Below are 24,988 nucleotides of genomic sequence, written 5' to 3'. Positions count from 1 at the left end.
ATTATGGTTGAAAAATAGATAACTAGAATTGACCATGAATGCGCTAATCAAGAAACTACAGACAATTCCATTTGTATCTAGATTTATGTTGAATCATTTTTCTCCATACAAAGGTGCAGGAATTGAAATCGAAAAAATTGATCTGAAAAACTATCATATTCGGGTCAAAATGCCACTGACACGCAACAATCAAAACATTGTTGGGGTTCACTTTGGTGGCAGTTTATATTCGATGGTCGACCCATTTTATATGCTTCTTTTGATGCATCACCTTGGTCCTAAATACATGGTGTGGGACAAAGCTGCGAGCATTAATTTTCTATCACCCGGACGCAGTACGGTTTATGCCGATATTCGATTGGATGCTGCTGAAATCGAACATGTTAAAGATCTGGCACAGAACTATAAGCCTGTGTATCGTAACTACACATTAAATATTTTTGATGATTCAGGGTTACGAATTGCTGAAGTACAAAAAACCGTTTATATCCGTCGTAAGAATCCACATCCGTTAAAACGTTAATGACTTTAGTAGACGACATTCAATATCGTTTAAACCTGTTTAATGGTCTACTAAATAAGTTAAATATAAACGATAGAAATAAAAAAACGCTATGCTGAATCAATACAACATAGCGTTTTTATCGTTCATTGAGTGACTTATTTGTTTTGCTCAATGGCTGCACCTGCGCCACCACCAATTGCACCACCAATTGCAGCACCAGCGTCACCACCTAGAATACCTTTACCAATCACTGAACCAATACCTGCACCAACACCACTATAAGTTGCGTTGCGATTTGAACCATTACTTGCCTTGCTTCCTACAGCCGCGCCACCACCAGCACCGACAGCCGCACCAATACCATTACCTGCATGATTACCTAAGCCACCACCAACAGCACCACCAAGCGCTGCGGAACCGATACGCTTATCATTTGCAGACATGTTTTCACAACCTGTCAGCATCACGATAGGTAAAGCTACACACATCATGGTCATTATTTGCTTTTTCATGCTCTTATTCCTTCTGTTATTACAAAAAGTCAATCAAACAGCTCTTCCACTTGAAATTATCTCATGGAAAGTAAAGATAAATTCGTGAGGAAATGATTGCTTTATTGCATCCATTTGTAACTTTGTTTAACACTCGGCAATGACTTAAGCTTTGATCCAATCGCTACAAATGGTGCATTCATGGAAGGTAAATTGCTTATTTTACGGATAAAAGCATGAACTCGTTATCAAGCTCCTATAAACTATAGCTAAGACTGGAGCTTATCATGTCACAAACTTCCACTTTAAAACGGGGACTCAATACCCGCCACATCCGTTTCCTTGCTTTAGGTTCTGCTATTGGCACAGGTTTATTCTACGGTTCAGCCTCGGCTATACAGCAAGCAGGTCCATCTGTACTACTGGCTTATATGATTGCCGGTATTGCAATTTATATTGTGATGCGTGCACTAGGTGAAATGGCTGTCCATAATCCTGTTTCAGATTCTTTTAGTCATTACGCTTCTGAATATATCAGTCCATTTGCAGGTTTTACCACAGGTTGGACCTATGTCTTTGAGATGGTCATTGTTGCGATCGCCGATGTCACTGCCTTTGGAATTTACATGGGTTTTTGGTTTCCCGATGTTGCACGTTGGGTTTGGATTCTGTCTCTAATTTTCTTTTTGGGTGCGATTAACCTGATCCATGTCAAAGTCTATGGTGAATTGGAATTTTGGTTATCCATCGTTAAGGTCACTGCCATTATTGCCATGATTTTGGGTGGTTTTGGCATCATGCTCTACGGTTTGCATATTCCACATACTGAATTTAGTTCAGGTATATCGAACCTTTGGACACATGGTGGTTTCTTTCCCAATGGTATTGCTGGTTTTATTGCCTGCTTTTCTGTGGTTGTTTTTGCATTTGGTGGTATAGAAATCATTGGTGTGACTGCTGGAGAAACCAAAGATCCTAAAGTGGCAATACCTCAAGCCATCAATGCTGTTCCTTTTCGCATCATCCTATTCTATGTATTGACTATTTTTGTACTGATGTCGATTTTTCCTTGGAATCAAATCGGTTCTCATGGCAGTCCATTTGTGCAAATATTTGAAAGCCTAGGGATCAAATCAGCGGCTGCCGTTCTAAACATTGTGGTGATTACTGCTGCTGTTTCTGCAATTAACAGTGATGTTTTTGGCGCCGGGCGAATGATGTATGGCATGGCAATCAAAGGCAAAGCGCCAGCAAGTTTTGCCAAAACATCAAGAAATGGCGTACCGTTTATGACCGTAATCGTCATGGCAAGCGTGCTTTTGGTTGGGGTACTCTTAAATTACCTGATTCCTGAAAATGTGTTTGAAATCATTGCCTCGATTGCAACATTTGCAACTGTTTATGTGTGGTTAATGATTTTATTAGCCCAGTTTGGCATGCGGAAAAAACTCAGTGCTGAAGAAATTAAAAAGCTCGATTTCCCTGTAGTTGGATGGCCTGTTGCACCGATTTTAGCCACAGCATTTATGGTCTTTGTCATTGCCATGATTGGTTATTTTCCAGCCTCACGTCCTGCACTTTATGTTGGGGCGATTTGGCTTGCTTTATTGGCTGTTGCTTATCAACTCTGGGTGAAACCACGATCTTCATAAATAAAAATTTGGGTTTCACTGAACTTAAAACCGCTGAATTCCAGCGGTTTTTTTTGTTCCCTTAGTTCTGCGATTTATTAAAATTTATCATTCCGACTTGTACATTAATCGTTGTTTGATATTGATGATGATTGCAAATAGAACACCTATAATCCCTGTCAGTGCTAAAAGGAGAATGCCAAAGTAAAACAGTTCAGCCAAAATAATTCCCAATTTGTACTCATACAAAATTCTAAATAAATAACTGTTTTTAACACGGATAGACACCAATGAAGGATTTAAATGCCATAGGCTCAGTATCGTTGCAAAGCCAATGCAAAATGAGAAACAAGCAAAAATGATCACCGCATCTAAAGGTTTAAACTGATTGAGTTTAGGTTGCTCAACTTTATCGTCTTTATATATCGCATAAATAATCAGTAACGCCCACAGTGGACACAGCAAGCTCAGGTAGGTCTTAACAAACAGGCTAAATTGTTCCAGCTCACCTGTGGTGGTACTTTGAATTTTTAAAAATTGATTGATCCATTGCATCATATCAATTTGCCAACCATGTTCTAATGCAGGTACAGGCAGCAACATCATGAACAATAATGGACAAATCGTCATCAAAGTTAAGGTCTTCACTACAGTATTTATTTTCATTCTAGATTGATTTTAATTTCCATTTTTTGATTATATAAAAAAAGACGCCCTGAGGCGTCTTCTTCATTTCAAAAGCTGTTTAACTTAGAAAGAATCTTCGTTTAAAGCCTGAGAGAATGCTTGATCAACTTCGGAGAAGTCATTTACAAGCTCATGCTCAGCAGCTTCTGCTTCTTGACGACGACGTTCTAAGTGGTATGCAAGACCAGTACCTGCTGGAATCAAGCGACCTACAACAACGTTTTCTTTCAAGCCACGTAAATCATCTTCTTTACCTGTTACAGCCGCTTCAGTTAACACACGTGTGGTTTCCTGGAACGATGCAGCAGAGATGAACGAGTCAGTAGAAAGCGATGCTTTGGTAATACCCATCAATTGACGCTCATACTTCGCAGGGAACTTGTTCTGAGCCAATACCGCTTGGTTTTCGCCCACAACGCGGATGTAATCCACTTGTTCGCCTTTGATGAAGCTTGTATCGCCGCCATCAGTAATGTCAACTTTACGCAACATTTGGCGCACGATCACTTCGATATGCTTATCGTTGATTTTTACACCTTGTAAGCGGTAAACGTCTTGAACTTCGTTCACGATGTAGTTGGTTAATGCAACTTCACCTTTCAAACGTAAGATGTCATGTGGGTTCTGTGGACCATCAGAAATGGTTTCACCACGGTTCACATGCTCACCTTCAAACACGTTAATGGTACGCCATTTAGGAATCAACTCTTCATAAATTTCAGAGCCATCATCTGGTGTAATCACTAAGCGGTTCTTACCTTTGGTTTCTTTACCAAAGCTTACAACACCTGAAATTTCAGCAAGGATCGCATGCTCTTTTGGCTTACGTGCTTCGAACAAGTCAGCTACACGTGGCAGACCACCGGTAATATCACGAGTACGTGAAGTTTCTTGTGGTACACGACCAATGACATCACCCACACCAATCGTTTCGCCATCACGAACAGTCACGATTGTATTTTGTGGCAAGAAGTAGAACTGTTCGCCGCCATCGGTTGTATCCAACACGATTGCAGGACGTAAATCTTTACCAGAAGCAGGACGAGCTGTTACAGGTAAGATTTCAACAGTCGTCATACCTGTTGCATCATCAGTTTTCGATGTTGCAGTTACACCATCAGCAATTTGGCTGAAACGTGCTTTACCAGCAACTTCTGTTACCAATGGATGTGTATGCGGATCCCAAGTTGCAACAATACCGCCGCCTTCTACAGGTTGACCATCTTTGATCAAGATAGACGCACCGTATGGAAGTTTATAACGTTCACGCTCACGACCTAAGTCATCCGCAATACCGATTTCACCTGAACGTGAAACAGATACCAAATGACCTTTGGCATGTTGAACAGTTTTAACGTTATGGAAACGAACTGTACCTTTGTTACGTACTTGAACACTGTTTGCAGCAGAAGTTCGGCTTGCAGCACCACCCACGTGGAATGTACGCATGGTTAACTGTGTACCAGGTTCACCAATTGATTGTGCAGCCATAACCCCAACAGATTCACCTGGATTCACCAAGTGACCGCGAGCCAAGTCACGACCATAACATTTCGCACATACACCGAATGTTGAAGCACAGTTTACAACTGAACGTACTTTAACTTCGTCAACACCGTTATCTTCAAGGAACGTTGCAAGTTTCTCGTCGATCAATGTGTTACGTGGAAGAAGGACATCATCTGTACCTGGTTTCTTGACATCTTCAGCAAGTACACGACCCAATACTCGAGCACCTAAGTTCTCGATGACATCGCCACCTTGAATGAATGGAGTCATTACAAGACCGTCATAAGTACCACAATCTGGCTCAGTAATGACCAAATCTTGTGCTACGTCGACAAGACGACGTGTTAAGTAACCCGAGTTCGCAGTTTTAAGTGCTGTATCTGCCAAACCTTTACGCGCACCGTGTGTTGAAATGAAGTACTGAAGTACTGTCAAACCTTCACGGAAGTTTGCTTTAATCGGTGTTTCAATGATCGAACCATCTGGTTTAGCCATCAAACCACGCATACCTGCAAGCTGACGAATCTGAGCTGCCGAACCACGGGCACCAGAGTCAGACATCATGTAGATACTGTTGAATGATTTTTGCTTCTCATCTTCACCCTGTTTATTTTTAACAGTTGTGAATGACAAGTTATCCATCATCGCTTTTGCAACTTGGTCGTTGGTACGCGCCCAAATATCGACAACTTTGTTATAACGCTCACCAGCAGTTACGAAACCTTGCTCGAATTGTTGTTCAATTTCACGAACTTCAACTTCAGCTTTTTCAATAATTGCTTGCTTTTGTGGTGGAATCAACATGTCTTCCATACCCACAGAAACACCTGAACGTGTTGCTTGACGGAAGCCCAAGTACATCAATTGGTCAGCAAAGATAACAGTATCTTTCAAACCTAATTTACGGTAGCAAGAGTTAATCAATTTAGAGATGTTTTTCTTGGTCATCTCTACGTTGATTTGTTGGAAATCCATACCTTCAGGAACAACTTCCCAAAGTAAGCAACGACCCGGTGTTGTATCTACAACAATAGTTTGATGTTCACGGTTACCGTTGTCATCAATCACTGTTTGGTGTACACGCGCTTTAACACGAGCATGTAAATCAACTTGACCTGTCGCAAGTGCACGGTTTACTTCATGTGTGTCCGCAAACACCATGCCTTCACCTTTGGCGTTTACTGCATCACGTGTGATGTAGTAAAGACCCAATACAACGTCCTGAGAAGGTACGATGATTGGCTCACCATTTGCAGGTGACAAGATGTTGTTTGTCGACATCATTAACGCACGAGCTTCTAACTGAGCTTCAAGTGTTAATGGTACGTGAACCGCCATTTGGTCACCATCGAAGTCGGCGTTAAACGCAGCACATACGAGTGGGTGTAAACGAATCGCTTTACCTTCGATCAAAATAGGTTCAAACGCTTGAAGACCTAAACGGTGAAGTGTTGGCGCACGGTTCAACATTACTGGATGCTGACGAATTACAGATGCAAGAACGTCCCATACTTCTGGTGTTTCACGCTCAACCATTTTCTTCGCAGCTTTAATGGTAGTTGCTTGACCTGAAGCTTGTAATTTCGCAAAAATGAATGGCTTGAATAATTCAAGTGCCATTTTCTTTGGAAGACCACATTGGTGCAAACGTAATGATGGACCTACGGTAATCACCGAACGACCTGAATAGTCAACACGCTTACCAAGTAAGTTTTGACGGAAACGACCTTGTTTACCTTTGATCATATCAGCCAAAGATTTAAGCGGACGTTTGTTCGAACCTGTAATCGCACGACCACGACGACCGTTGTCTAACAATGCATCGACAGACTCTTGTAACATACGTTTTTCGTTACGTACGATAATGTCTGGCGCAGCAAGGTCAAGAAGACGTTTTAAACGGTTGTTACGGTTAATCACACGACGGTAAAGATCGTTCAAGTCAGAAGTCGCAAAACGACCACCTTCAAGCGGTACTAACGGACGAAGATCAGGTGGAAGTACTGGAAGTACATTCATCACCATCCATTCTGGCTTGTTGTTTGACTCTTTGAACGCTTCCATCAACTTCAAACGTTTAGACGCTTTTTTAAGCTTAGTTTCTGAAGTTGTGTTTGGAATTTCTTCACGTAAACGAGAAATTTCAGCTTCAAGATCGATATCTTTCAACAAGTCTTGAACTGCTTCAGCACCCATTTTAGCGCTGAATTCATCACCGTGTTCTTCTAACGCAGTAAAGTATTCTTCATCATTAAGAAGTTGGTACTTCTCCATTGGCGTCATGCCTGGATCAGTCACCACATAAGATTCGAAATACAATACACGTTCAATATCACGCAAAGTCATATCAAGAAGTAAACCGATACGGCTTGGTAATGATTTCAAGAACCAAATATGAGCAACAGGAGAAGCCAATTCGATGTGACCCATACGCTCACGACGAACTTTCGCAGTTGTTACTTCAACGCCACATTTTTCACAAATGACGCCTTTGTATTTCATACGCTTGTATTTACCGCACAAGCATTCGTAATCTTTTACTGGACCAAAGATTTTGGCACAGAATAAACCATCACGTTCTGGCTTAAACGTACGATAGTTAATGGTTTCTGGCTTTTTAACTTCACCGTGAGACCATGACTTAATCATTTCTGGTGACGCAAGACCAATACGGATGCGATCAAACTCTACTGGAGCATGACCGTCTGAGTCCGTCTTTTTGCGCATGATATCGAGCAAGTCTTTCAATTTTTTTCTCCGTGTGCCGAAGAGGCATTTTCTCTACGGCTGGGTCACAAATATTGTTTTTTCACTGAGATTTGGAATCTCCCCTGCCCCCTCTTTAAGAAAGAAGGGAAATCCCCCCTTTAACAAAGGGGGATCAAGGGGGATTTAGTCACCATTTTTCAGTTCAATGTTGATACCTAAAGAACGGATCTCTTTGGTCAATACGTTGAACGATTCAGGCATACCCGGATCCATATAATGGTTACCATCTACAATGTTCTTATAGATGCGAGTACGACCTTCAACGTCATCCGATTTCACAGTTAACATTTCTTGAAGTGTATAAGCAGCACCATAAGCCTCAAGTGCCCAAACTTCCATCTCACCGAAACGCTGACCACCGAATTGTGCTTTACCACCAAGCGGTTGTTGAGTCACCAGTGAGTAAGAACCAGTAGAACGTGCATGCATCTTGTCGTCAACCAAGTGGTTCAACTTGAGCATGTACATATAACCTACTGTTACTGGGCGGTCAAAACGCTCACCTGTACGTCCATCATACAATACTGTTTGACCTGTACGTGAGATACCACCAAGTTCAAGTAACTCTTTGATTTGTCCTTCTTCTGCACCATCAAATACTGGTGTAGCTAAAGGAACACCTTTACGCAAGTTACCTGATAACACCAAGATTTCTTCATCAGTCAAGCTATCAAGATCTTCTTGCTCGCCACCAACTTTGTTATAAATCTTGTCTAAGAATTCACGAAGTTCAAGAACAGTACGTTGCTCTTTCATCATCTTGTCGATCTTATCGCCAAGACCTTTCGCTGCCATACCCAAGTGAGTTTCAAGAATCTGACCCACGTTCATACGTGATGGTACACCGAGTGGGTTAAGTACCACATCCACTGGAACACCATGGATGTCATGCGGCATATCTTCAACTGGTAAGATGTTTGATACAACACCCTTGTTACCGTGACGACCCGCCATCTTATCACCAGGCTGGATACGACGTTTAACAGCAAGATAAACTTTAACAACTTTCAACACACCAGTTGTCAGTTCATCACCCGTTGAAAGTTTACGTTTTTTCTCAGCAAACTTCTCATCGATCTCGTGGCTCTTCTCTTTCAAGAACACTTGAATCTGCGTTAAACGCTCAGCAATACCTTCGTCTGCTGGTTGAACTTCTAACAGATCAACAAGCTCTAAGTTAGACAATACGTCTTCAGTTAGCTTGTCACCACGTTTCGTTGTACCACCACCATTTGACTCTTGACCTTTCAATAAACGCACAATACGTTCACGAGCAGCTTCTTCGAAGATTTTGAACTCTTCTTTCAAGTCTTTACGGTAAGCATCAAGTTGCGCTTTTTCAATTGCTTGAGCACGCTCATCTTTCTCGATACCGTCACGTGTAAACACTTGAACGTCAATCACTGTACCTTTTACGCTTGAAGAAACACGTAAAGAAGAGTCTTTTACATCCGCAGCTTTTTCACCGAAAATTGCACGAAGTAATTTTTCTTCAGGTGTTAATTGTGTTTCACCTTTAGGCGTTACCTTACCAACAAGGATGTCACCTGCTGAAACTTCAGCACCGATATAAACAATACCTGATTCATCAAGTTTAGATAAAGCTGCTTCACCCACGTTAGGAATATCTGCAGTAATTTCTTCTGCACCTAACTTGGTATCACGCGCTACACATGACAACTCTTGGATGTGAATCGAAGTCAAACGGTCTTCTTGAAGTACACGCTCAGATAATAAGATCGAGTCTTCGTAGTTATAACCGTTCCACGTCATGAACGCGACACGCATGTTTTGACCAAGCGCTAATTCACCACCGTCAGTCGATGGACCATCAGCAAGAACGTCACCACGACCTACTTTATCGCCCAAGCTCACAAGAACTTTTTGGTTGATACAAGTGTTTTGGTTTGAACGTGTGTATTTGATCAAGTTGTAGATGTCTACACCTGCTTCACCCGCGATCATTTCATCTTCGTTCACACGAATAACAACACGAGAAGCATCAACGAACTCAATACGTCCGCCACGTTTTGCGATTACACACACGCCAGAGTCATGCGCTACGTTTGCTTCCATACCTGTACCAACAAGTGGCTTGTCAGCAAGCAATGTAGGAACAGCCTGACGTTGCATGTTTGAACCCATTAATGCACGGTTCGCATCATCGTGTTCAAGGAATGGAATAAGTGATGCAGCAACAGAAACAACCTGCTGAGCAGATACATCCATATGCGTCACTTTTTCAGGAGGCATACGAACGAATTCACCTTGATGACGTACAGAAACGAATTCTTCAGTCAAGTGACCGTCTTTATCTACACCAGAATCGGCTTGTGCAATTACAGTGCCTACTTCTTCAATCGCAGATAAATACTCAACATCATCCGTTACACGACCATCAACCACTTTACGGTATGGTGTTTCCAAGAAACCGAAGTTGTTGGCTTTTGCATATACAGAAAGTGAGTTGATCAAACCAATGTTTGGACCTTCAGGTGTCTCAATTGGACACACACGACCATAGTGAGTTTGATGTACGTCACGTACCTCAAAGCCTGCGCGTTCACGTGTCAAACCACCAGGACCAAGCGCTGAAACACGACGTTTGTGCGTAATTTCAGACAATGGATTGTTTTGATCCATAAACTGAGACAATTGGCTTGAACCAAAGAATTCTTTGATTGCAGCTGCAACTGGTTTCGCATTGATCAAATCTTGTGGAGACAAGTTATCTGTTTCAGCTTGGTTTAAACGCTCTTTTACAGCACGTTCAACACGAACTAGACCAACACGGAATTGGTTTTCTGTCATTTCACCAACAGAACGTACACGACGGTTACCTAAGTGATCGATATCGTCGACTTCACCTTTACCGTTACGGATTTCTACCAATGTTTTCAATACATCAATGATGTCATCGTTAGAAAGAATACCTTCTACTTCACGAGACTTCTGATCTGTACCGACTTCATAAGGACGACCCAAACGACGATTAAACTTCATACGACCTACAGGAGACAAGTCATAACGCTCTGTAGAGAAGAATAAGTTATTGAATAAGTTTTCAGCCGCTTCTTTTGTTGGTGGCTCACCTGGACGCATGACTTTGTAGATTTCTACAAGTGCTTCTTCACGACCTGTTGTCGTATCTGCACGTAGTGTATCTGCAACAAACGAACCACGATCGATATCATTGGTGAACAAGATGTTAAATTGTTTAACACCACCTTCAGCGATTTTAACCAATACTTCATGGCTTAAAATGGTATTAGCAGCAATCACTTCACCATCACGTAAAGTAATATCTTCAGCTGTAATACGCTCATACAAGTATTCATCAGGAACAGAAAGTTTAGTTAAACCCGCAGCTTCCATTTGACGCACATGACGTGCATTGATACGTTTACCTTGTTCAACAATCACTTTACCGTCATTGTCTGCAATATCGAACTGCGCCATTTCACCGCGAAGGCGTTCTGGAACAAGGTCAATCTGATAGCTACCCATATCAAGATATACAGGTACTTTCTCATAGAACATATTGAGAATTTGTTCATTGCTATAGTTCAATGCACGTAGAATAACAGTCGCCAACAATTTACGACGACGGTCAATACGAACAAATACTAAGTCTTTAGCATCAAATTCAAAATCCAACCATGACCCACGGTAAGGAATGATACGTGCTGAATAAAGCACTTTACCACTTGAATGAGTTTTACCCTTATCGTGATCAAAGAAGACGCCCGGAGAACGGTGTAATTGAGATACGATTACACGCTCAGTACCATTGATTACAAAAGTACCATTCTCAGTCATGAGTGGCATTTCACCCATGTACACTTCTTGTTCACGTACGTCTTTGATAGATTTCGTTTCACGATCTTTGATGATCAAACGAATTTTAACGCGCATTGGTGCCGCAAAGGTTGAACCGCGAAGAATACACTCGCGAACATCAAACTCTGGTTTACCAAGACTATACTCAACGAATTCTAAAGCAGCATTGCCCGAATAACTTTCAATAGGAAAAACTGAACGAAATGCAGCTTGGAGACCGATATCTTCGCGATTTTTTGGAGTTTTGCCATCTTGCAAGAATGTTCTGTACGAGTCGACTTGAATCGCGAGCAAGTACGGAGCATGCATGACTTGGGGCAATTTACCAAAATTCTTACGGATCCGTTTCTTTTCGGTATATGAGTATGCCATCTGGAGTCCTCGGAAAGTAAACTAAGCCCGCCTGCAGAACGAACTTAGAAGGAATTACGCAGGTCGATATGACCACCACTTTTATACAAATGCTGCAAATTTCAGTGGTACAAAACGCTTAACAATATTTTTAAAACTGAAAAATATTGGTAAGCGTTTGATTATGTTTATTTATTTTAAAAATTGATGATTTTTATATCAATCAATCTAAAATCGAGCCGATTATTGTAACGCAAAAAGGCTGATGACCCAAGAGCCATCAGCCAATTTGTGGAGCCGATTATAAAAAAATCGACTCCCCTTAAGATTACTTAAGTGTAACTGTAGCACCAGCTTCTTCAAGTTTCTTCTTAAGTTCTTCGCCTTCTTCTTTAGAAACCGCTTCTTTAACAACTGAAGGAGCGCCTTCAACAAGATCTTTAGCTTCTTTAAGACCAAGACCAGTAGCTTCACGAACTGCTTTAATTACAGCAACTTTGTTAGCACCGAAAGAAGTCAACTCAACGTTGAATTCAGATTGCTCTTCAGCAGCAGCAGCGCCAGCACCTGGAGCAGCAGCTACAGCTACAGCAGCTGCAGATACGTTGAATTTTTCTTCGAAAGCAGAAATAAGTTCAACAAGTTCAAGAACAGTTTTTTCAGCAACTGCGTTTAAGATTTCTTCGTTAGTTAAAGCCATGAGAATAACTCCAAATGGATATTGAATGGTGTGTGAAAATTTTTAAGCTTAAGCTGCTTCTGACTCGTTTTTCTCTTTGAGTGCTGTAATAAGGCGACCCAATTTCGAAATAGGAGCTTGAAGAACATTGGCAAGCATAGTAAGTGCTTTTTCTTGGTTTGGAAGATTTGCGATAACGCTAACATCTGCACCTTGATAAACTTTGCCATCAAATGCAGCAGCTTTAAGTTCAAATGCTTTGTTAGTTTTAGCAAAATCTTCAAACAAGCGAGCAGCTGCGCCCATGTCGTCTTCAGAAGTTGAAAAAGCTAGAATAGTTGGACCAACAAGGTTCTCATCTAAAATAGAGAATTGAGTACCTTCAAGTGCACGCTTAGCCAAAGTGTTACGCACGATACGTGTTTTAACACCTAACTTACGAGCTTCTACGCGAAGTGTAGTCAATTGTTCTACTGTTAAACCTTGGTAGTCAGCAACAACAGCAGCAAACGCCACAGAAGCAACTTCATTTACTTCAGCAACGATCTGTTTTTTGTCTTCGATAAGAAGAGCCATTGTAAAACCTCCTAACGGTGATTTATGCAATCCACAAATGGACTGCACTCCCAATTCGCAAGTCAATTTCTCAACTTACACGCGGAGGAGGAATCAATCACACCACCGCGTCTACTCAGACTGGTATTTTAAGAAGCAAATCCTGAGACCTGCCTCGCCTGAGGTCTTTGACGCTGATAAACTTACATCTATCAATTCAAAGTCCGCCTGAGAACCCATCAGCAAGTAAACCTTGCCAACTCACAAGATGAGAAAACCTCGAATGAAGCTTTCCTCATTTTGCGCAAAGTTTAAAAACCATGTTTTAAACTTCACTCAGGACTTTAAAATTCTTTTATTGCAAATAATTATCTATAAAATAATTATTTAGTAACGTTCTGTACGTCTACAACAAGACCAGGACCCATCGTTGAGCTCAAAGTGATCTTTTGGATGTAGATACCTTTAGAAGTCGCAGGTTTTGCTTTCTTAAGGTCAGCAATAAGTGCTTCAACGTTTGAACGAACAGCTTCAGCAGTAAAACCTACTTGACCGATCGCAGCGTGGATGATACCCGCTTTGTCTACACGGTAACGTGCTTGACCTGCTTTTGCATTTTTAACTGCAGTTGCAACGTCAGGAGTTACTGTACCCACTTTAGGGTTTGGCATTAAGCCACGTGGACCAAGGATCGTACCTAACTTACCTACAACGCGCATTGCATCTGGAGCAGCAATCACAACATCAAAGTCTAAGTTACCTGCTTGAATGCTTTCAGCAAGATCATCAAAACCAACAACGTCCGCGCCTTCAGCTTTAGCAGCTTCAGCAGCAGCGCCTTGAGCAAACACAGCTACACGTACAGTTTTACCAGTACCTGCAGGAAGTGTAGTCGCGCCACGAACAACTTGGTCAGATTTACGAGGATCAACACCTAGGTTTACCGCAACATCCAAAGATTCTTTGAATTTTGCAGCAGGAAGGCTGCTAAGAACTTGTACCGCTTCTTCCAAAGTATAAACTTTGTTTGCTTCTACAGCAGCAGCAATGGCTTTTTGACGTTTAGTTAACTTTGCCATGTCTTATAGCTCCACTTCCAAGCCCATAGAACGCGCAGAACCAGCAATGGTACGTACACGTGCGTCTAAATCAGCACCAGTTAAATCTGGTTCTTTAGTAGTCGCAATTTCTTCTAATTGAGCACGAGTCAACTTACCAACTTTAGTTTTGTTTGGTACAGATGAACCCTTTTGAATACCAGCAGCTTTCTTAAGAAGAATAGATGCAGGTGGAGTTTTCATGATGAATGTGAACGACTTATCGTTGTACACAGTGATCACTACAGGAATTGGAAGACCTGGTTCAACTTTTTGTGTAGCAGCATTGAATTCTTTACAGAATGCCATGATGTTCACACCACGTTGACCTAGTGCAGGACCGATTGGTGGAGATGGATTCGCTTTACCAGCTGGAACTTGCAGCTTGATATAGCCGTCAATCTTCTTAGCCATTTCAAATTACCTCTGGGTACAAACGCCTTTTAGAGCTCCCCAAGTTTTCAAGTAACGATACCGTTACAACAACAATGCCCGATCCATAACAAATCGGGCGCTTTTGAACAATTCAAATTAAATTGTTTTTTCGACTTGGCGAAATTCCAATTCAACTTGAGTTGGTCGATTAAATACGTTAATCGTCAACGTTAAACGTGATTTTTCGTACTGAACTTCTTCCACCACACCTTTAAAGTCTGTGAATGGACCGTCAGTAACAAGTAATTCTTCACCCGGCTCGAACATCGTCTTAGGACGAGGTGCTTCACCTTTGTTGTGCACACGTGCAAGAATCGCATCAGCTTCTTTTTGCGTAATTGGTGCTGGTTTTTCAGCTGTACCACCAATGAAACCCAATACTTTTGGACATTCTTTAACAATGTGCCAAGTTTCATCATTCATTTCCATTTCAACTAATACATAGCCTGGAAAGAATTTACGCTCTGATTTACGTTTCTTACCATCCTTCATTTCTACCACTTCTTCGGTAGGAACAAGGACTTCACCAAAACTATCAGCAACAGCGCTACGCTGGATTCGATCATTAAGTGAACGCATCACTTGTTTTTCATAGCCTGAATAGGCATGAATAATGTACCAACGTTTCATAGCTCTCTTACCCGATAATAAACTTCATAAACCAACCGATGATATAGTCAAAACACCACAAAATAATTGCGGCAACTACAACAACGAGGAGAACCTGCCATGAAGTGGTTACTGTTTCATGTTTCGTAGGCCAAGTGACTCGACGCAATTCGATACGCGAATCTTTAAGCAAACGAACAAAGCCTTTGCCTTGATGGGTGGCGTATAATAAACCTAAAGCTACGATGATACAAGCTATAATTACCCCAATACGCACCCAGATACTATTTGCTGGTGCCCAATACGCTGGAAGATATTGATTTGTCATCAAAGCACAGCCAAATAAAGCCAATGCAATGATCCACAAAATAAAATCAAATGGAGAACTTGTCTTCACCATTTCAGCTGAATTGTTGCTTTGAGGAATTGCCGCGCCGCCTGTTGCGTCACGTGATTTATCGTTCGACATTTTTGTACTCGTCGTAGGTTTCGCGACTTATTATATGACCAGTTTAGCCGACATCAAGTTTTTTATTTAAAAACTGGCAGGTCAGGAGGGACTCGAACCCCCAACATTCGGTTTTGGAGACCGACGCTCTACCAATTGAACTACTGACCTAATAAGCAAACCGAGAGCCGAAACTCTCGGTAAGAATAAACATTTTAGCGATTATGCAGTTACTTTAGCAACTACACCAGCACCAACTGTACGACCACCTTCACGGATCGCAAAACGTAGACCTGGGTCCATTGCGATTGGGTGGATCAATTCTACTGACATTTCAACGTTGTCGCCTGGCATTACCATTTCAACACCGTCTTGTAATTGGATTGCACCAGTTACGTCAGTTGTACGGAAGTAGAATTGTGGACGGTAACCGTTAAGGAACGGAGTATGACGACCACCTTCTTCTTTAGAAAGTACATATACTTCTGCGTCGAATTTAGTGTGCGGCTTGATTGTACCTGGTTTAGCAAGTACTTGACCACGTTGTACGTCTTCACGCTTAGTACCACGTAAAAGTACACCACAGTTCTCGCCAGCACGACCTTCGTCTAGAAGTTTACGGAACATTTCTACGCCAGTTACAGTTGTTTTAACTGTATCTTTAATACCAACGATTTCAACTTCTTCGCCTACTTTAACGATACCAGATTCTACACGACCTGTTACCACTGTACCACGACCAGAGATTGAGAATACGTCTTCGATTGGCATCAAGAATGCTTTGTCGATTGCACGCTCTGGTTCTGGGATATAAGAGTCAAGCGCTTCAACAAGTGCAAGAACTGCAGATTCGCCATACTGACCAGCATCACCATTAAGTGCAGCAAGTGCTGAACCACGGATGATTGGAGTGTCATCACCCGGGAAGTCATAAGTAGAAAGAAGTTCACGAACTTCCATTTCTACTAATTCAAGTAATTCTTCATCATCAACAAGGTCACACTTGTTAAGGAATACAAGAATATAAGGTACACCTACTTGGCGAGAAAGAAGGATGTGTTCACGAGTTTGTGGCATTGGACCATCAGTCGCAGCACATACAAGGATCGCACCGTCCATCTGAGCAGCACCAGTGATCATGTTTTTAACATAATCGGCGTGTCCTGGGCAGTCTACGTGAGCGTAGTGACGGATTGGAGAATCGTATTCTACGTGTGAAGTATTAATTGTAATACCACGTGCTTTTTCTTCTGGTGCAGAGTCGATTGCTGCGTAGTCTTTAGCTTCACCGCCGTAAGTTTTTGCACAGATAGTTGCAATTGCAGCAGTTAAAGTTGTTTTACCATGGTCAACGTGACCAATTGTACCCACGTTTACGTGCGGCTTATTACGTTCAAACTTAGCCTTAGCCATTTGTTCTTCCTCGTTTATGTCGAACACGAGTTAAACAACTCAGCATCGACAATCGTCTAAAAAACTAGACACCTAATACTTGAAAAGCAGACTAATAAGCCTGCTTTTTAAAAACTGGTGTAGAATAATCTACTAAATTGTATCTGGAGCTCTTATCGAGATTTGAACTCGAGACCTCTCCCTTACCAAGGGAGTGCTCTACCACTGAGCTATAAGAGCAATCATCTTCGATGGAGCGGGAGACGAGGGTCGAACTCGCGACATGTAGCTTGGAAGGCTACCGCTCTACCAACTGAGCTACTCCCGCTTAATGTTGGTAATTAACCACTTATCGAAGTTAATGGTGGTGAGAGAAGGATTCGAACCTTCGAAACTTTCGTGGCAGAGTTACAGTCTGCTCCCTTTGACCGCTCGGGAATCTCACCATTTACACTTACTTTCAGTGCCGTTCCTCTACATTATAACACAAAACTTTAAGATGGTGCCGGCACACGGATTCGAACTGTGGACCTACTGATTACAAGTCAGTTGCTCTACCAACTGAGCTATGCCGGCGTTTCTTAGTGTTTCGTACGTTTCGTATCGGAACGGTGTGCAGTTTAGCAAAACTCAGAATCCTTGCAAGTGTTTTTTTTAAAAAAAACCCCAAAAACTCATAAAATCAATCCGTTTGATGATAATTCAACCGCTTTGATCACTGCGCGAGCTTTTATTTGGGTTTCATTCCACTCTGATTCAGGATTTGAGTCCACAACAAGCCCCGCTCCAGCCTGTACATAGACTTTATTTTCACGAATTACACAGGTTCTAATCGCAATCGACATGTCCATTTCACCATGCCAGCCTAAATAACCAACAGCGCCACCAAAAATACCACGCTTTACCGGTTCAACTTCGTCAATAATTTCCATCGCGCGAATTTTTGGCGCGCCAGAAAGTGTCCCGGCTGGGAAAGTTGCTTTAAAAACATCCAAAGCGTCAACATCATCCAACACTTCACCCTGCACATTGGAAACAATATGCATGACATGTGAGTAACGCTCGATCACCATTTGATCAGTCACTTGCACTTTACCGATTTTTGAAACGCGTCCAATATCGTTACGCCCCAAATCAATCAGCATTAGATGTTCTGCAATTTCTTTTTCATCAGAAAGCAAATCTTTTTCCAGTGCCAAATCTTCTTCTTTGGTTTTTCCACGAGGGCGTGTTCCCGCAAGTGGTCGTACAGTCGCAATACCATTTTCAAGGCGGGAAAGAATCTCTGGTGACGAACCTACAATATGAAATGGTTTTTGGTCAGCAATGGTCTGTCCTTGTACTAGGAATAAATAAGGAGAAGGATTCAAATGGCGTAAGGCACGATAAACCTGTAATGGATCACCATCGAAATCCGAGACCATTCGATGCCCAGGTACAACCTGCATCACATCTCCAGCACGAATATATGCTTTGACTTTTTCAATCGACTCTAGAAAACGGTCATGCCCAGTTAAAGATTCAAAATGTGGTGCTGTATGTTTTTTTGCAACCAAACTGATCGGCGTTGCCAATATGGCTTCCAAAGCATCGAGTTGTTGTTGTGCCTTGTTATAAGCTTGTGGATCATTAACATCTGCATGTACGATCAAAAACAAAGTGTCTTTTAAGTTATCAAACACCACCACTGTCTTTGACAGCATCATCCATAAATCAGGTAACCCAACAGGGTCAGCTTCAGGCACATTGCTTAAGCGTGGTTCAATATAACGTACTGCGTCATAACCAAAATACCCAACCAAGCCGCCTGTAAAATTTGGCAACGCAGGTAAATCTTGTTGCGTAGGCACTTTAAACTGTGCCTGAAAGTCACGAATATATTGAAATGGATCAGTACATGTCTGTGTCTCAACTCGCCCATCTGGAAATTTAACTGTAAGTTGTCCAGCATTGCAGGAAAATACAGTTGACTCACCCAGACCAATAATCGAGTAACGTGCCCAGTTTTCGCCCCCCTCGACAGATTCAAATAAATATGCCTGTTGGTGCTGTTGTAACCGTGCAAATACAGACAATGGCGTATCCGTATCTGCTAAACGTTGGCGATAAACAGGAAGCAGGTTATATCCCGCCGATTTTAATTGTTCAAATTGCGCTAAAGTTGTCATGAGGAATTCTCTCTATTTTCGATATTACTAAGTATTGATTTGCATACAGCTCACTTAGTGACGCCATCGAAAAGTACCTTTTCCATTCATTCCTCTTTCCTTTTCTCACAACAATTTCAAATATAGGGGTTAAGCCAAAAGCTCTGTTAAATCGTCGACCACCTGTTGCGGTTGACAAAGATGAATATCTTCACCGTGATTATAGCCATAGCTGACCACAATACAATCAACCTCTGCACGGCGGGCAGCTTCTACATCATTACTTGAGTCACCAATCATCAATGTTTTATCGACTGAAGATTGGTATGTTTCCACACAATACAACAATGGTTTTGGGTGTGGTTTTCGTACTTCAAAACGATCTCCACCAATCACATCAACAAAATAGTGATCCATTTTTAATTCTTCTAAGATTTTTCTGGCAGGCTGTTCAGGTTTATTGGTCACACAAATCAGCTTCTTGTTATTTTGTATTCCCCAATCTAAAAACGCTAAAATCCCAGAGAATGGCTGAGTATCTACACATGGTTCGGCATTGTAAATTTCCAAAAATGTATCAAGCAACTGCTGATGCAATACGGGATCAACCTCGCCTTTTAAATATTTTAAAGTACTTTCACAAAATAATGATGTGCCTTTGCCAATCCAAACGCGGACTTGTTGCTCAGTGACTAAAGGAAGATTTAAACGTGCCAAACTCAGATTCATAGCACGATATAAATCAAATGCTGAATCAACCAATGTTCCATCCAAATCAAATAAAATAAGTTCACGTTGGTCTAGCTTTGCCACATTCATGCTGTACACCTAAAATAATTTTTTAAAACTTATCGCACTAAAAATAAAATCCAACTTTAGTCTTTGTATAGACTTTACATAAAACAAAGGCATGCGATTGCATGCCTTGAGTGTATCGCATTCACAGATTATTTAAACAACAGCCATGCAATAATTGCCAAAATGATTAAGACAACCACCGTCATCAAGCCAACTTTGGCATTTTTCTGAGTTTCTATCTCTTTTTCAACGCGTGCTTCTGGCGCTTTAACTTGTTCAATGTCAGGTTTTATTGGCGTATGAATGTCAACACCTTCAGGAATTGGAGCTGGCTTAGGTACAGCTACGCCTGATGGCATTCCTTCACGAGTGATCTGCACATTGCTATCTCGTGCGGAAAGCTCTGGCATGCCCTGTTCACTCATTTTTTCTGCCGCACTCGGTTCAACTGATACAGGTGTATCAAGTTCTGCGGTTGCAATAGCCTCAGCAGGCTGTTGTACTTGTTGTTCGGCTGGTTGTGAAACTGATGGTTCAACTTGTGCAATCGCTGGTTCAGCATCTGCAATGATAGATGTAGGCTCTACGATAGCTTGCTCAGCCACTTCAACTGCTTTTACAGGTGCAAGTACATTGAATTTAATGCTGGCAAATTGAACAATATCGCCATCCATCAACATTTTATCTTGATCGATGCGTATATCGTTCACAAAAGTTCCGTTTGATGACTTTAAGTCCTGTACCCATAATGCATCGTCTTTCAATAAAAATGCGGCATGGCGACGTGAGATTTCCGCAGACTGCAATAAAAGATCCGCATCTTGATGGCGACCCACCAACATGTCACGGTCAATTGTCACTTCCTGTCCTTCTAGCTCACCTGAAATTGCTTGTAATTTCCAAGTCATCGTCATTCTCTCATTCCAATTTACATTTATTTTAACACGACATATCTAGAGTTCTAAATCAACTTAAAACCATACTTTAGCTCATGAATCAAACAAGCCATTGCAACAAATTAACTGTAAATCTTAAACATTCAATTAAACAGCTGATCTAATTTTAACACTCAAAATATCCGCTACTGCTTACGGATATCATTTGGTTCCTCTGCAACAGGGGTTGTAACCGCATTGCTTTTGTTTGGATTTGTTGCTACGCCACCTGCGGGTACTTTCTGATATTGACTGGATGGCTGTGCCGTCGGCTGTGGTTGAATCAGTTTAGGCTGAGTATTTGGTGATGAGGTAATAGGCAAGCGCTGTTGGAATACATCATCAACATTGGCAGGCAGTTTGGCAAAATTCCCATCTTTATCCATCGCCAATTGCAAGCTGTATAGCTGGTCATAACGCTGTTGGGATAAACGACGTATTTCTGTATCGCCACCCACAATTGTTGGATGTATAAACACTAAAAGATTGCGTTTAATATTCGATTTACCATCTGCTCTAAACAGACGCCCTAAGCCAGGAATGTCGCCCAAGAACGGTATAGACTGACGTGAATGTTCGCTATCATCTGAAATCAAGCCACCTAATACGACCGTTTGCCCATGGTCAGCAAGCACTGTGGTTTTAATCGCACGTTTACTGGTCACCAAATCCTGAGCTTGCCCTTTACTAGATTTGACCCCTGAGACTTCTTGTTCGACTTCCAAACGAATTGAACCACCTTCACCAATATGTGGAACAACTTTTAAGGTGACCCCGACATCTTTACGTTCGATCGAAGTATAAGGATTGACCGTTCCGCCCGTGCCTGTAGATACCGATCCTGTTACAAAAGGTACGTTTTCCCCCACAACAATATACGCTTCTTCATTATCCATAGTGAGAATAGACGGCGTAGAAAGTAGATTTGATTTAGTTCGTTCTTTTAATGCCTGAATCACTGCACCATATAGCTTGCGTGAACCATCTGCTCCTTCTTTATAATCCCCTAAAATAAGAGATGCGCCTGGACCGACAGCACTTCCTAAACCAGCCGCACCACCTGACAAATAACCTGCCGCCAATTTAGCTAAACTTGTACCCACATTAGAAAAATTGACAACCCCTACACCACTACTAATATCGCCTAAAGCCCATTGCACACCCAATTGATCTGTATCATTCCCTGATACTTCAAGAATAGTCGCTTCAATCAACACTTGTTGACGACGTACATCCAATTGCTGGATTGCGGCTTCTATTTCTCGCATCAATTGTGGTTCGGCTTTGACCACCAAGGCATTTTGTGCACCATCAGCAATGATACTTACCCCATTAGCATTAAAGCTGGTGACACTGTTTTGATTATTGTTATTGGAATTGCTATTTAAATTAATCGCAGGTGTTGAAATAGTGCTCCCTGAGCTGGAATTTGAAGAAGAGTTATTACTGTTATTGTTTAAATTACTGCTATTACTAGAATTATTATTGGTCGAAGAATTATTTGAATTTGAATTGACTGCTTGCCCAGTGACTAAGCCTTGTAAAATTTCAGAGAGATTTTTTGCACTGGCGTATTTGAGTTTAAATACTTTTAGTCCACCTAAACGATCTGCTGATGGCACATCGAGCATTTCAATCATATTACGAATACGTTTGCGTGTACCTGTATCGCCTTTAATTAAAATACGATTCGTGCGTACATCTGCAATAATACGTACCCGTGCCCCTGCGAAATCTTTTGATGCGCCAGTCGCACTCATTGCATCCAATTGTTTAATGATTTCTTCAGCCTGACTTTGCTGCAAAGGTACAGCTTCAATATCATTTTGTCCTGTACCATCCAAATTACGAATGATGGTTTCAAGTTGATAAATATTTGCCGCTCGATCTGAAACAATTAACGCATTGGTGCCTTGTATGGCTGCCAAATGAGCAAATTGAGGCATTAACGGTCTAAGTGCAGGAATTAAATCATTTGGATTGGTATTTTCTAACCAAATTACCCGTGTGACCACCTGATCACCGCGTGCATTGTTGCGTGGATCATAAGGAACACCAGAGTTTTTAACATTACTGTCAGGCACTAGACGAATGGTATTACCAGATGGAATCGCCACAACACCATTGACATTCAGCACACCTAAAAATAGGTCATAAACTTCGTTTTTATTGAGTGGTTTGTTTGAAATAACAGTTACATTGCCACGTACGCGCGGATCAACAGCAAAGTTTTTACCCGTAATATCTGCAACTTCATTGATAAAAGCCGTGAGATCAGCATCGCGTAAGTTAATCTTCCACGTCTGAGCATATGTTGCTGTACTAACTGCAACCATCATGGGTGCTGCTGCAACGATAGCCCAGAGTGGTCGATTGTGAGTCAAAAAAGCCATAACTTATTATCTATCCTAATTTTATTTGTAGTCCTAGCCACTTACAAACTTTGCTGAATGGTCATCACCTGATCACCACGCTTAATTTCAATTTTTACTTTTCCTTCACGCTTTGCTTGTTCTAGCAGTTGAACATCACTCTGTCCTTGACCGACTGACTGCCCATTGAGTGAAAGAATGCGATCCCCAGACCGAAGTCCTAATTTATTTCGAAGTGCTGCGGGGGTTTGTTCTGTCACCTCATAGCCTTGTCCGCTATTGGTGTTCACCCCCATGTTCTTTAGATATTGTTCTCGATTTTCATTCATTCGATCAATTGCCTGCCCCAACGCATTCTGACTGGTATTTTGTGGTGGCGGTACAGCTTGATCTGGATTACTGGTTGGTGTTGCCATATTCGAATCTGCAGGCTGCCCAGGTAAAGGCTGATATAAATTATCCAAACCTGTAAAACGTAACTCTTTACTATTATTGCCACCTTGGCTTAAAACAATATGATCCCAATATACTTCTGACAACTGATAACTGGTGCCTTCTATGGTTTCACCAACCACATAACGATCTGCCGTTTCCTTTACTTTAATCACAGCCGATGAAAAGCGTGCAGGATAACTCACCACAACACCCTGCAATACCATTGGAATGCTGTCATCTGCTGTTGCGCTTAAACCCACTTCATTAAACAAGGAAAAACTTGAAATATTAGGAACTTGTGCTTGTTGCGAGCCTAGACTCACTTGTTCAGGTTGCATCACTTGAGGCGGTGCGACCACCCACCAAAAAATAGAGGCTAATTTCCAACACAATGCCAAAATCAATATAAATAAGGCAACAGGTGCGAGATGTTCTGCTTTTTTCCAAGAAATGTTTTCAAACTGTTCTTTTATATTCATTAGAAACCACCTTGAATCAGTGGTTGTCTTGAACTGATCACAAATGTATCCAGTCCAGCTTTTCCATCATAAGATGGAACATTGAGTAACATTCTTTGGGTCAATTGTACATCCAACATCATACTTGGATCTAAACTAATATTCGCCATTTTTTGACTGCGTTGATCTTGAATATCAAAAATCAGTTTACCCGCTTCATCTTTTAGCTGTGCATTTAAAGAAGGGATATTCATTTGATCTTGCCGTTGACCAAAAGTATAGCGAAGTTCACCACCAGCCCAATGCAGCTGACCATCAACATCACTAAATCCAGCATCTTTTTTAAAACGAAGGCTCATGTCCGAAATCTGTATGGCGTTTGCAGGCCATTGCCAGTTGGCGATATTTTTCAATGTTTCAGGAGCAATCTGACCTTGCATTTGATTAACAATGATTTTTTTACCCAAGCCATAGCCCACAACCCCACTAAGTTGCGTTTGTCCACTATGAACCTCAACATTTGCCCCAACACGCAATAAGATTAAATCCCAAGGACGCGTACGCCATGAAACTGACCCACGTAAATTACCTTTATGCCAATCCGCTTGCCCTTGCCAAATATTGCCACTAACATTGTGTAAGGTTTGATTATTTTTATAAAATTTAGCAATTAACCATGTTGCAGGAACTTGTAAAAGTACAAAAATTAAAAAAGCGACAACTCCAGTAATCCACCAGGTCATCTGTTTTGATTTTTTATTCATCCAGCTTTACCATCATTGATTTATTCTTCCATGCAAGATGATGCCCTCTTGTTTATACATTATGCATAATTTTTTCATATC

General features: G+C 41.5%; 19 protein-coding genes and 5 tRNA genes. 2 read left to right on the top strand and 22 right to left on the bottom strand.

Features of this window, described 5'->3' with window-relative positions:
• Positions 1-34: 34 nt before the first annotated feature.
• Complete coding sequence (locus F938_RS22070) at positions 35-523, top strand: PaaI family thioesterase (RefSeq protein WP_005035285.1); 489 nt, start codon at positions 35-37, stop codon at positions 521-523.
• Between the two features lie 137 nt (positions 524-660).
• Here the strand turns inward: F938_RS22070 and F938_RS22065 are convergent, their stop codons facing one another.
• Entirely contained in the window at positions 661-1,017 is a 357-nt protein-coding gene (locus tag F938_RS22065) for a hypothetical protein (RefSeq protein WP_004826248.1), read from the bottom strand.
• A 266-nt stretch (positions 1,018-1,283) separates the two neighbouring features.
• Here F938_RS22065 and F938_RS22060 point away from each other — a divergent pair, with 266 nt between their 5' ends.
• Complete coding sequence (locus tag F938_RS22060) at positions 1,284-2,648, top strand: amino acid permease (protein WP_004826246.1); 1,365 nt, start codon at positions 1,284-1,286, stop codon at positions 2,646-2,648.
• Between the two features lie 87 nt (positions 2,649-2,735).
• Here F938_RS22060 and F938_RS22055 read toward each other — a convergent pair whose 3' ends face one another.
• The 21 genes from F938_RS22055 to gspN form a co-directional block, all read right to left on the bottom strand.
• Positions 2,736-3,293, bottom strand: coding sequence for a hypothetical protein (locus tag F938_RS22055; protein ID WP_005035283.1), 558 nt, complete (start codon positions 3,291-3,293; stop codon positions 2,736-2,738).
• Positions 3,294-3,377: 84 nt separating this feature from the next.
• Positions 3,378-7,571, bottom strand: coding sequence for a DNA-directed RNA polymerase subunit beta' (gene rpoC, locus F938_RS22050; RefSeq protein ID WP_004826243.1), 4,194 nt, complete (start codon positions 7,569-7,571; stop codon positions 3,378-3,380).
• 144 nt (positions 7,572-7,715) lie between these two features.
• Entirely contained in the window at positions 7,716-11,804 is a 4,089-nt protein-coding gene (rpoB, locus tag F938_RS22045) for a DNA-directed RNA polymerase subunit beta (protein WP_004826241.1), read from the bottom strand.
• Positions 11,805-12,111: 307 nt separating this feature from the next.
• Positions 12,112-12,483 carry a 50S ribosomal protein L7/L12 gene (rplL, locus tag F938_RS22040; protein WP_004826239.1) on the bottom strand — a complete coding sequence of 124 codons (372 nt, stop codon included), beginning with the start codon at positions 12,481-12,483 and terminating at the stop codon, positions 12,112-12,114.
• Between the two features lie 48 nt (positions 12,484-12,531).
• Complete coding sequence (gene rplJ / locus F938_RS22035; RefSeq protein WP_004826238.1) at positions 12,532-13,038, bottom strand: 50S ribosomal protein L10; 507 nt, start codon at positions 13,036-13,038, stop codon at positions 12,532-12,534.
• 362 nt (positions 13,039-13,400) lie between these two features.
• Positions 13,401-14,096, bottom strand: coding sequence for a 50S ribosomal protein L1 (rplA, locus tag F938_RS22030; RefSeq protein WP_004826236.1), 696 nt, complete (start codon positions 14,094-14,096; stop codon positions 13,401-13,403).
• 3 nt (positions 14,097-14,099) lie between these two features.
• Positions 14,100-14,528: a 50S ribosomal protein L11 gene (gene rplK, locus F938_RS22025; protein WP_001074682.1), complete on the bottom strand. Its 429-nt coding sequence runs from the start codon at positions 14,526-14,528 to the stop codon at positions 14,100-14,102.
• A gap of 117 nt (positions 14,529-14,645) precedes the next feature.
• Positions 14,646-15,179 (bottom strand): transcription termination/antitermination protein NusG, encoded by a 534-nt coding sequence (nusG, locus tag F938_RS22020; protein WP_004718486.1) that lies wholly within the window; start codon positions 15,177-15,179, stop codon positions 14,646-14,648.
• Positions 15,180-15,186: 7 nt separating this feature from the next.
• Positions 15,187-15,627 carry a preprotein translocase subunit SecE gene (gene secE, locus F938_RS22015; protein WP_004826233.1) on the bottom strand — a complete coding sequence of 147 codons (441 nt, stop codon included), beginning with the start codon at positions 15,625-15,627 and terminating at the stop codon, positions 15,187-15,189.
• Between the two features lie 74 nt (positions 15,628-15,701).
• A tRNA-Trp gene (locus F938_RS22010) sits at positions 15,702-15,777 on the bottom strand.
• Between the two features lie 51 nt (positions 15,778-15,828).
• Entirely contained in the window at positions 15,829-17,019 is a 1,191-nt protein-coding gene (gene tuf, locus F938_RS22005; RefSeq protein WP_004718491.1) for an elongation factor Tu, read from the bottom strand.
• A gap of 144 nt (positions 17,020-17,163) precedes the next feature.
• Positions 17,164-17,238 (bottom strand) — tRNA-Thr (locus F938_RS22000).
• A 12-nt stretch (positions 17,239-17,250) separates the two neighbouring features.
• Positions 17,251-17,326, bottom strand: a tRNA-Gly gene (locus tag F938_RS21995).
• Positions 17,327-17,360: 34 nt separating this feature from the next.
• Positions 17,361-17,444: transfer RNA gene (locus F938_RS21990), tRNA-Tyr, on the bottom strand.
• A gap of 54 nt (positions 17,445-17,498) precedes the next feature.
• A tRNA-Thr gene (locus tag F938_RS21985) sits at positions 17,499-17,574 on the bottom strand.
• Between the two features lie 98 nt (positions 17,575-17,672).
• Entirely contained in the window at positions 17,673-19,166 is a 1,494-nt protein-coding gene (gene trpE, locus F938_RS21980; RefSeq protein ID WP_005035277.1) for an anthranilate synthase component I, read from the bottom strand.
• A 129-nt stretch (positions 19,167-19,295) separates the two neighbouring features.
• A complete protein-coding gene (locus F938_RS21975) occupies positions 19,296-19,964 on the bottom strand; it encodes an HAD-IA family hydrolase (protein ID WP_005035275.1) in 669 nt (222 codons plus the stop codon).
• 128 nt (positions 19,965-20,092) lie between these two features.
• On the bottom strand, positions 20,093-20,851 hold the full coding sequence (locus tag F938_RS21970; RefSeq protein WP_026040286.1) for an FHA domain-containing protein: 759 nt from the start codon (positions 20,849-20,851) through the stop codon (positions 20,093-20,095).
• A 173-nt stretch (positions 20,852-21,024) separates the two neighbouring features.
• Positions 21,025-23,271 carry a type II secretion system secretin GspD gene (gene gspD, locus F938_RS21965; RefSeq protein ID WP_005035271.1) on the bottom strand — a complete coding sequence of 749 codons (2,247 nt, stop codon included), beginning with the start codon at positions 23,269-23,271 and terminating at the stop codon, positions 21,025-21,027.
• A gap of 41 nt (positions 23,272-23,312) precedes the next feature.
• Entirely contained in the window at positions 23,313-24,164 is an 852-nt protein-coding gene (locus F938_RS21960; RefSeq protein WP_005035269.1) for a type II secretion system protein N, read from the bottom strand.
• Positions 24,164-24,907 carry a type II secretion system protein N gene (gspN, locus tag F938_RS21955; RefSeq protein WP_005035267.1) on the bottom strand — a complete coding sequence of 248 codons (744 nt, stop codon included), beginning with the start codon at positions 24,905-24,907 and terminating at the stop codon, positions 24,164-24,166. Before gspN ends, F938_RS21960 begins: the two co-directional genes overlap by 1 nt.
• Positions 24,908-24,988: the final 81 nt, after the last annotated feature.

It is taken from the genome of Acinetobacter bereziniae LMG 1003 = CIP 70.12 (genome assembly GCF_000368925.1).
GTDB classification, from domain to species: Bacteria; Pseudomonadota; Gammaproteobacteria; order Pseudomonadales; family Moraxellaceae; genus Acinetobacter; species Acinetobacter bereziniae.
The sequence above is the reverse complement of the archived record's forward strand: the minus strand, read 5'-3'. Positions and strand labels throughout refer to the sequence as shown.

Coding starts and splice junctions, on each gene's coding strand:
- F938_RS22070 (WP_005035285.1), top strand. CDS start 35: ATGAATGCGCTAATCAAGAAACTACAGACAATTCCATTTGTATCTAGA.
- F938_RS22065 (WP_004826248.1), bottom strand. CDS start 1,017: ATGAAAAAGCAAATAATGACCATGATGTGTGTAGCTTTACCTATCGTG.
- F938_RS22060 (WP_004826246.1), top strand. CDS start 1,284: ATGTCACAAACTTCCACTTTAAAACGGGGACTCAATACCCGCCACATC.
- F938_RS22055 (WP_005035283.1), bottom strand. CDS start 3,293: ATGAAAATAAATACTGTAGTGAAGACCTTAACTTTGATGACGATTTGT.
- rpoB (WP_004826241.1), bottom strand. CDS start 11,804: ATGGCATACTCATATACCGAAAAGAAACGGATCCGTAAGAATTTTGGT.
- rplL (WP_004826239.1), bottom strand. CDS start 12,483: ATGGCTTTAACTAACGAAGAAATCTTAAACGCAGTTGCTGAAAAAACT.
- rplJ (WP_004826238.1), bottom strand. CDS start 13,038: ATGGCTCTTCTTATCGAAGACAAAAAACAGATCGTTGCTGAAGTAAAT.
- rplA (WP_004826236.1), bottom strand. CDS start 14,096: ATGGCAAAGTTAACTAAACGTCAAAAAGCCATTGCTGCTGCTGTAGAA.
- rplK (WP_001074682.1), bottom strand. CDS start 14,528: ATGGCTAAGAAGATTGACGGCTATATCAAGCTGCAAGTTCCAGCTGGT.
- nusG (WP_004718486.1), bottom strand. CDS start 15,179: ATGAAACGTTGGTACATTATTCATGCCTATTCAGGCTATGAAAAACAA.
- secE (WP_004826233.1), bottom strand. CDS start 15,627: ATGTCGAACGATAAATCACGTGACGCAACAGGCGGCGCGGCAATTCCT.
- tuf (WP_004718491.1), bottom strand. CDS start 17,019: ATGGCTAAGGCTAAGTTTGAACGTAATAAGCCGCACGTAAACGTGGGT.
- trpE (WP_005035277.1), bottom strand. CDS start 19,166: ATGACAACTTTAGCGCAATTTGAACAATTAAAATCGGCGGGATATAAC.
- F938_RS21975 (WP_005035275.1), bottom strand. CDS start 19,964: ATGAATGTGGCAAAGCTAGACCAACGTGAACTTATTTTATTTGATTTG.
- F938_RS21970 (WP_026040286.1), bottom strand. CDS start 20,851: ATGACTTGGAAATTACAAGCAATTTCAGGTGAGCTAGAAGGACAGGAA.
- gspD (WP_005035271.1), bottom strand. CDS start 23,271: ATGGCTTTTTTGACTCACAATCGACCACTCTGGGCTATCGTTGCAGCA.
- F938_RS21960 (WP_005035269.1), bottom strand. CDS start 24,164: ATGAATATAAAAGAACAGTTTGAAAACATTTCTTGGAAAAAAGCAGAA.
- gspN (WP_005035267.1), bottom strand. CDS start 24,907: ATGAATAAAAAATCAAAACAGATGACCTGGTGGATTACTGGAGTTGTC.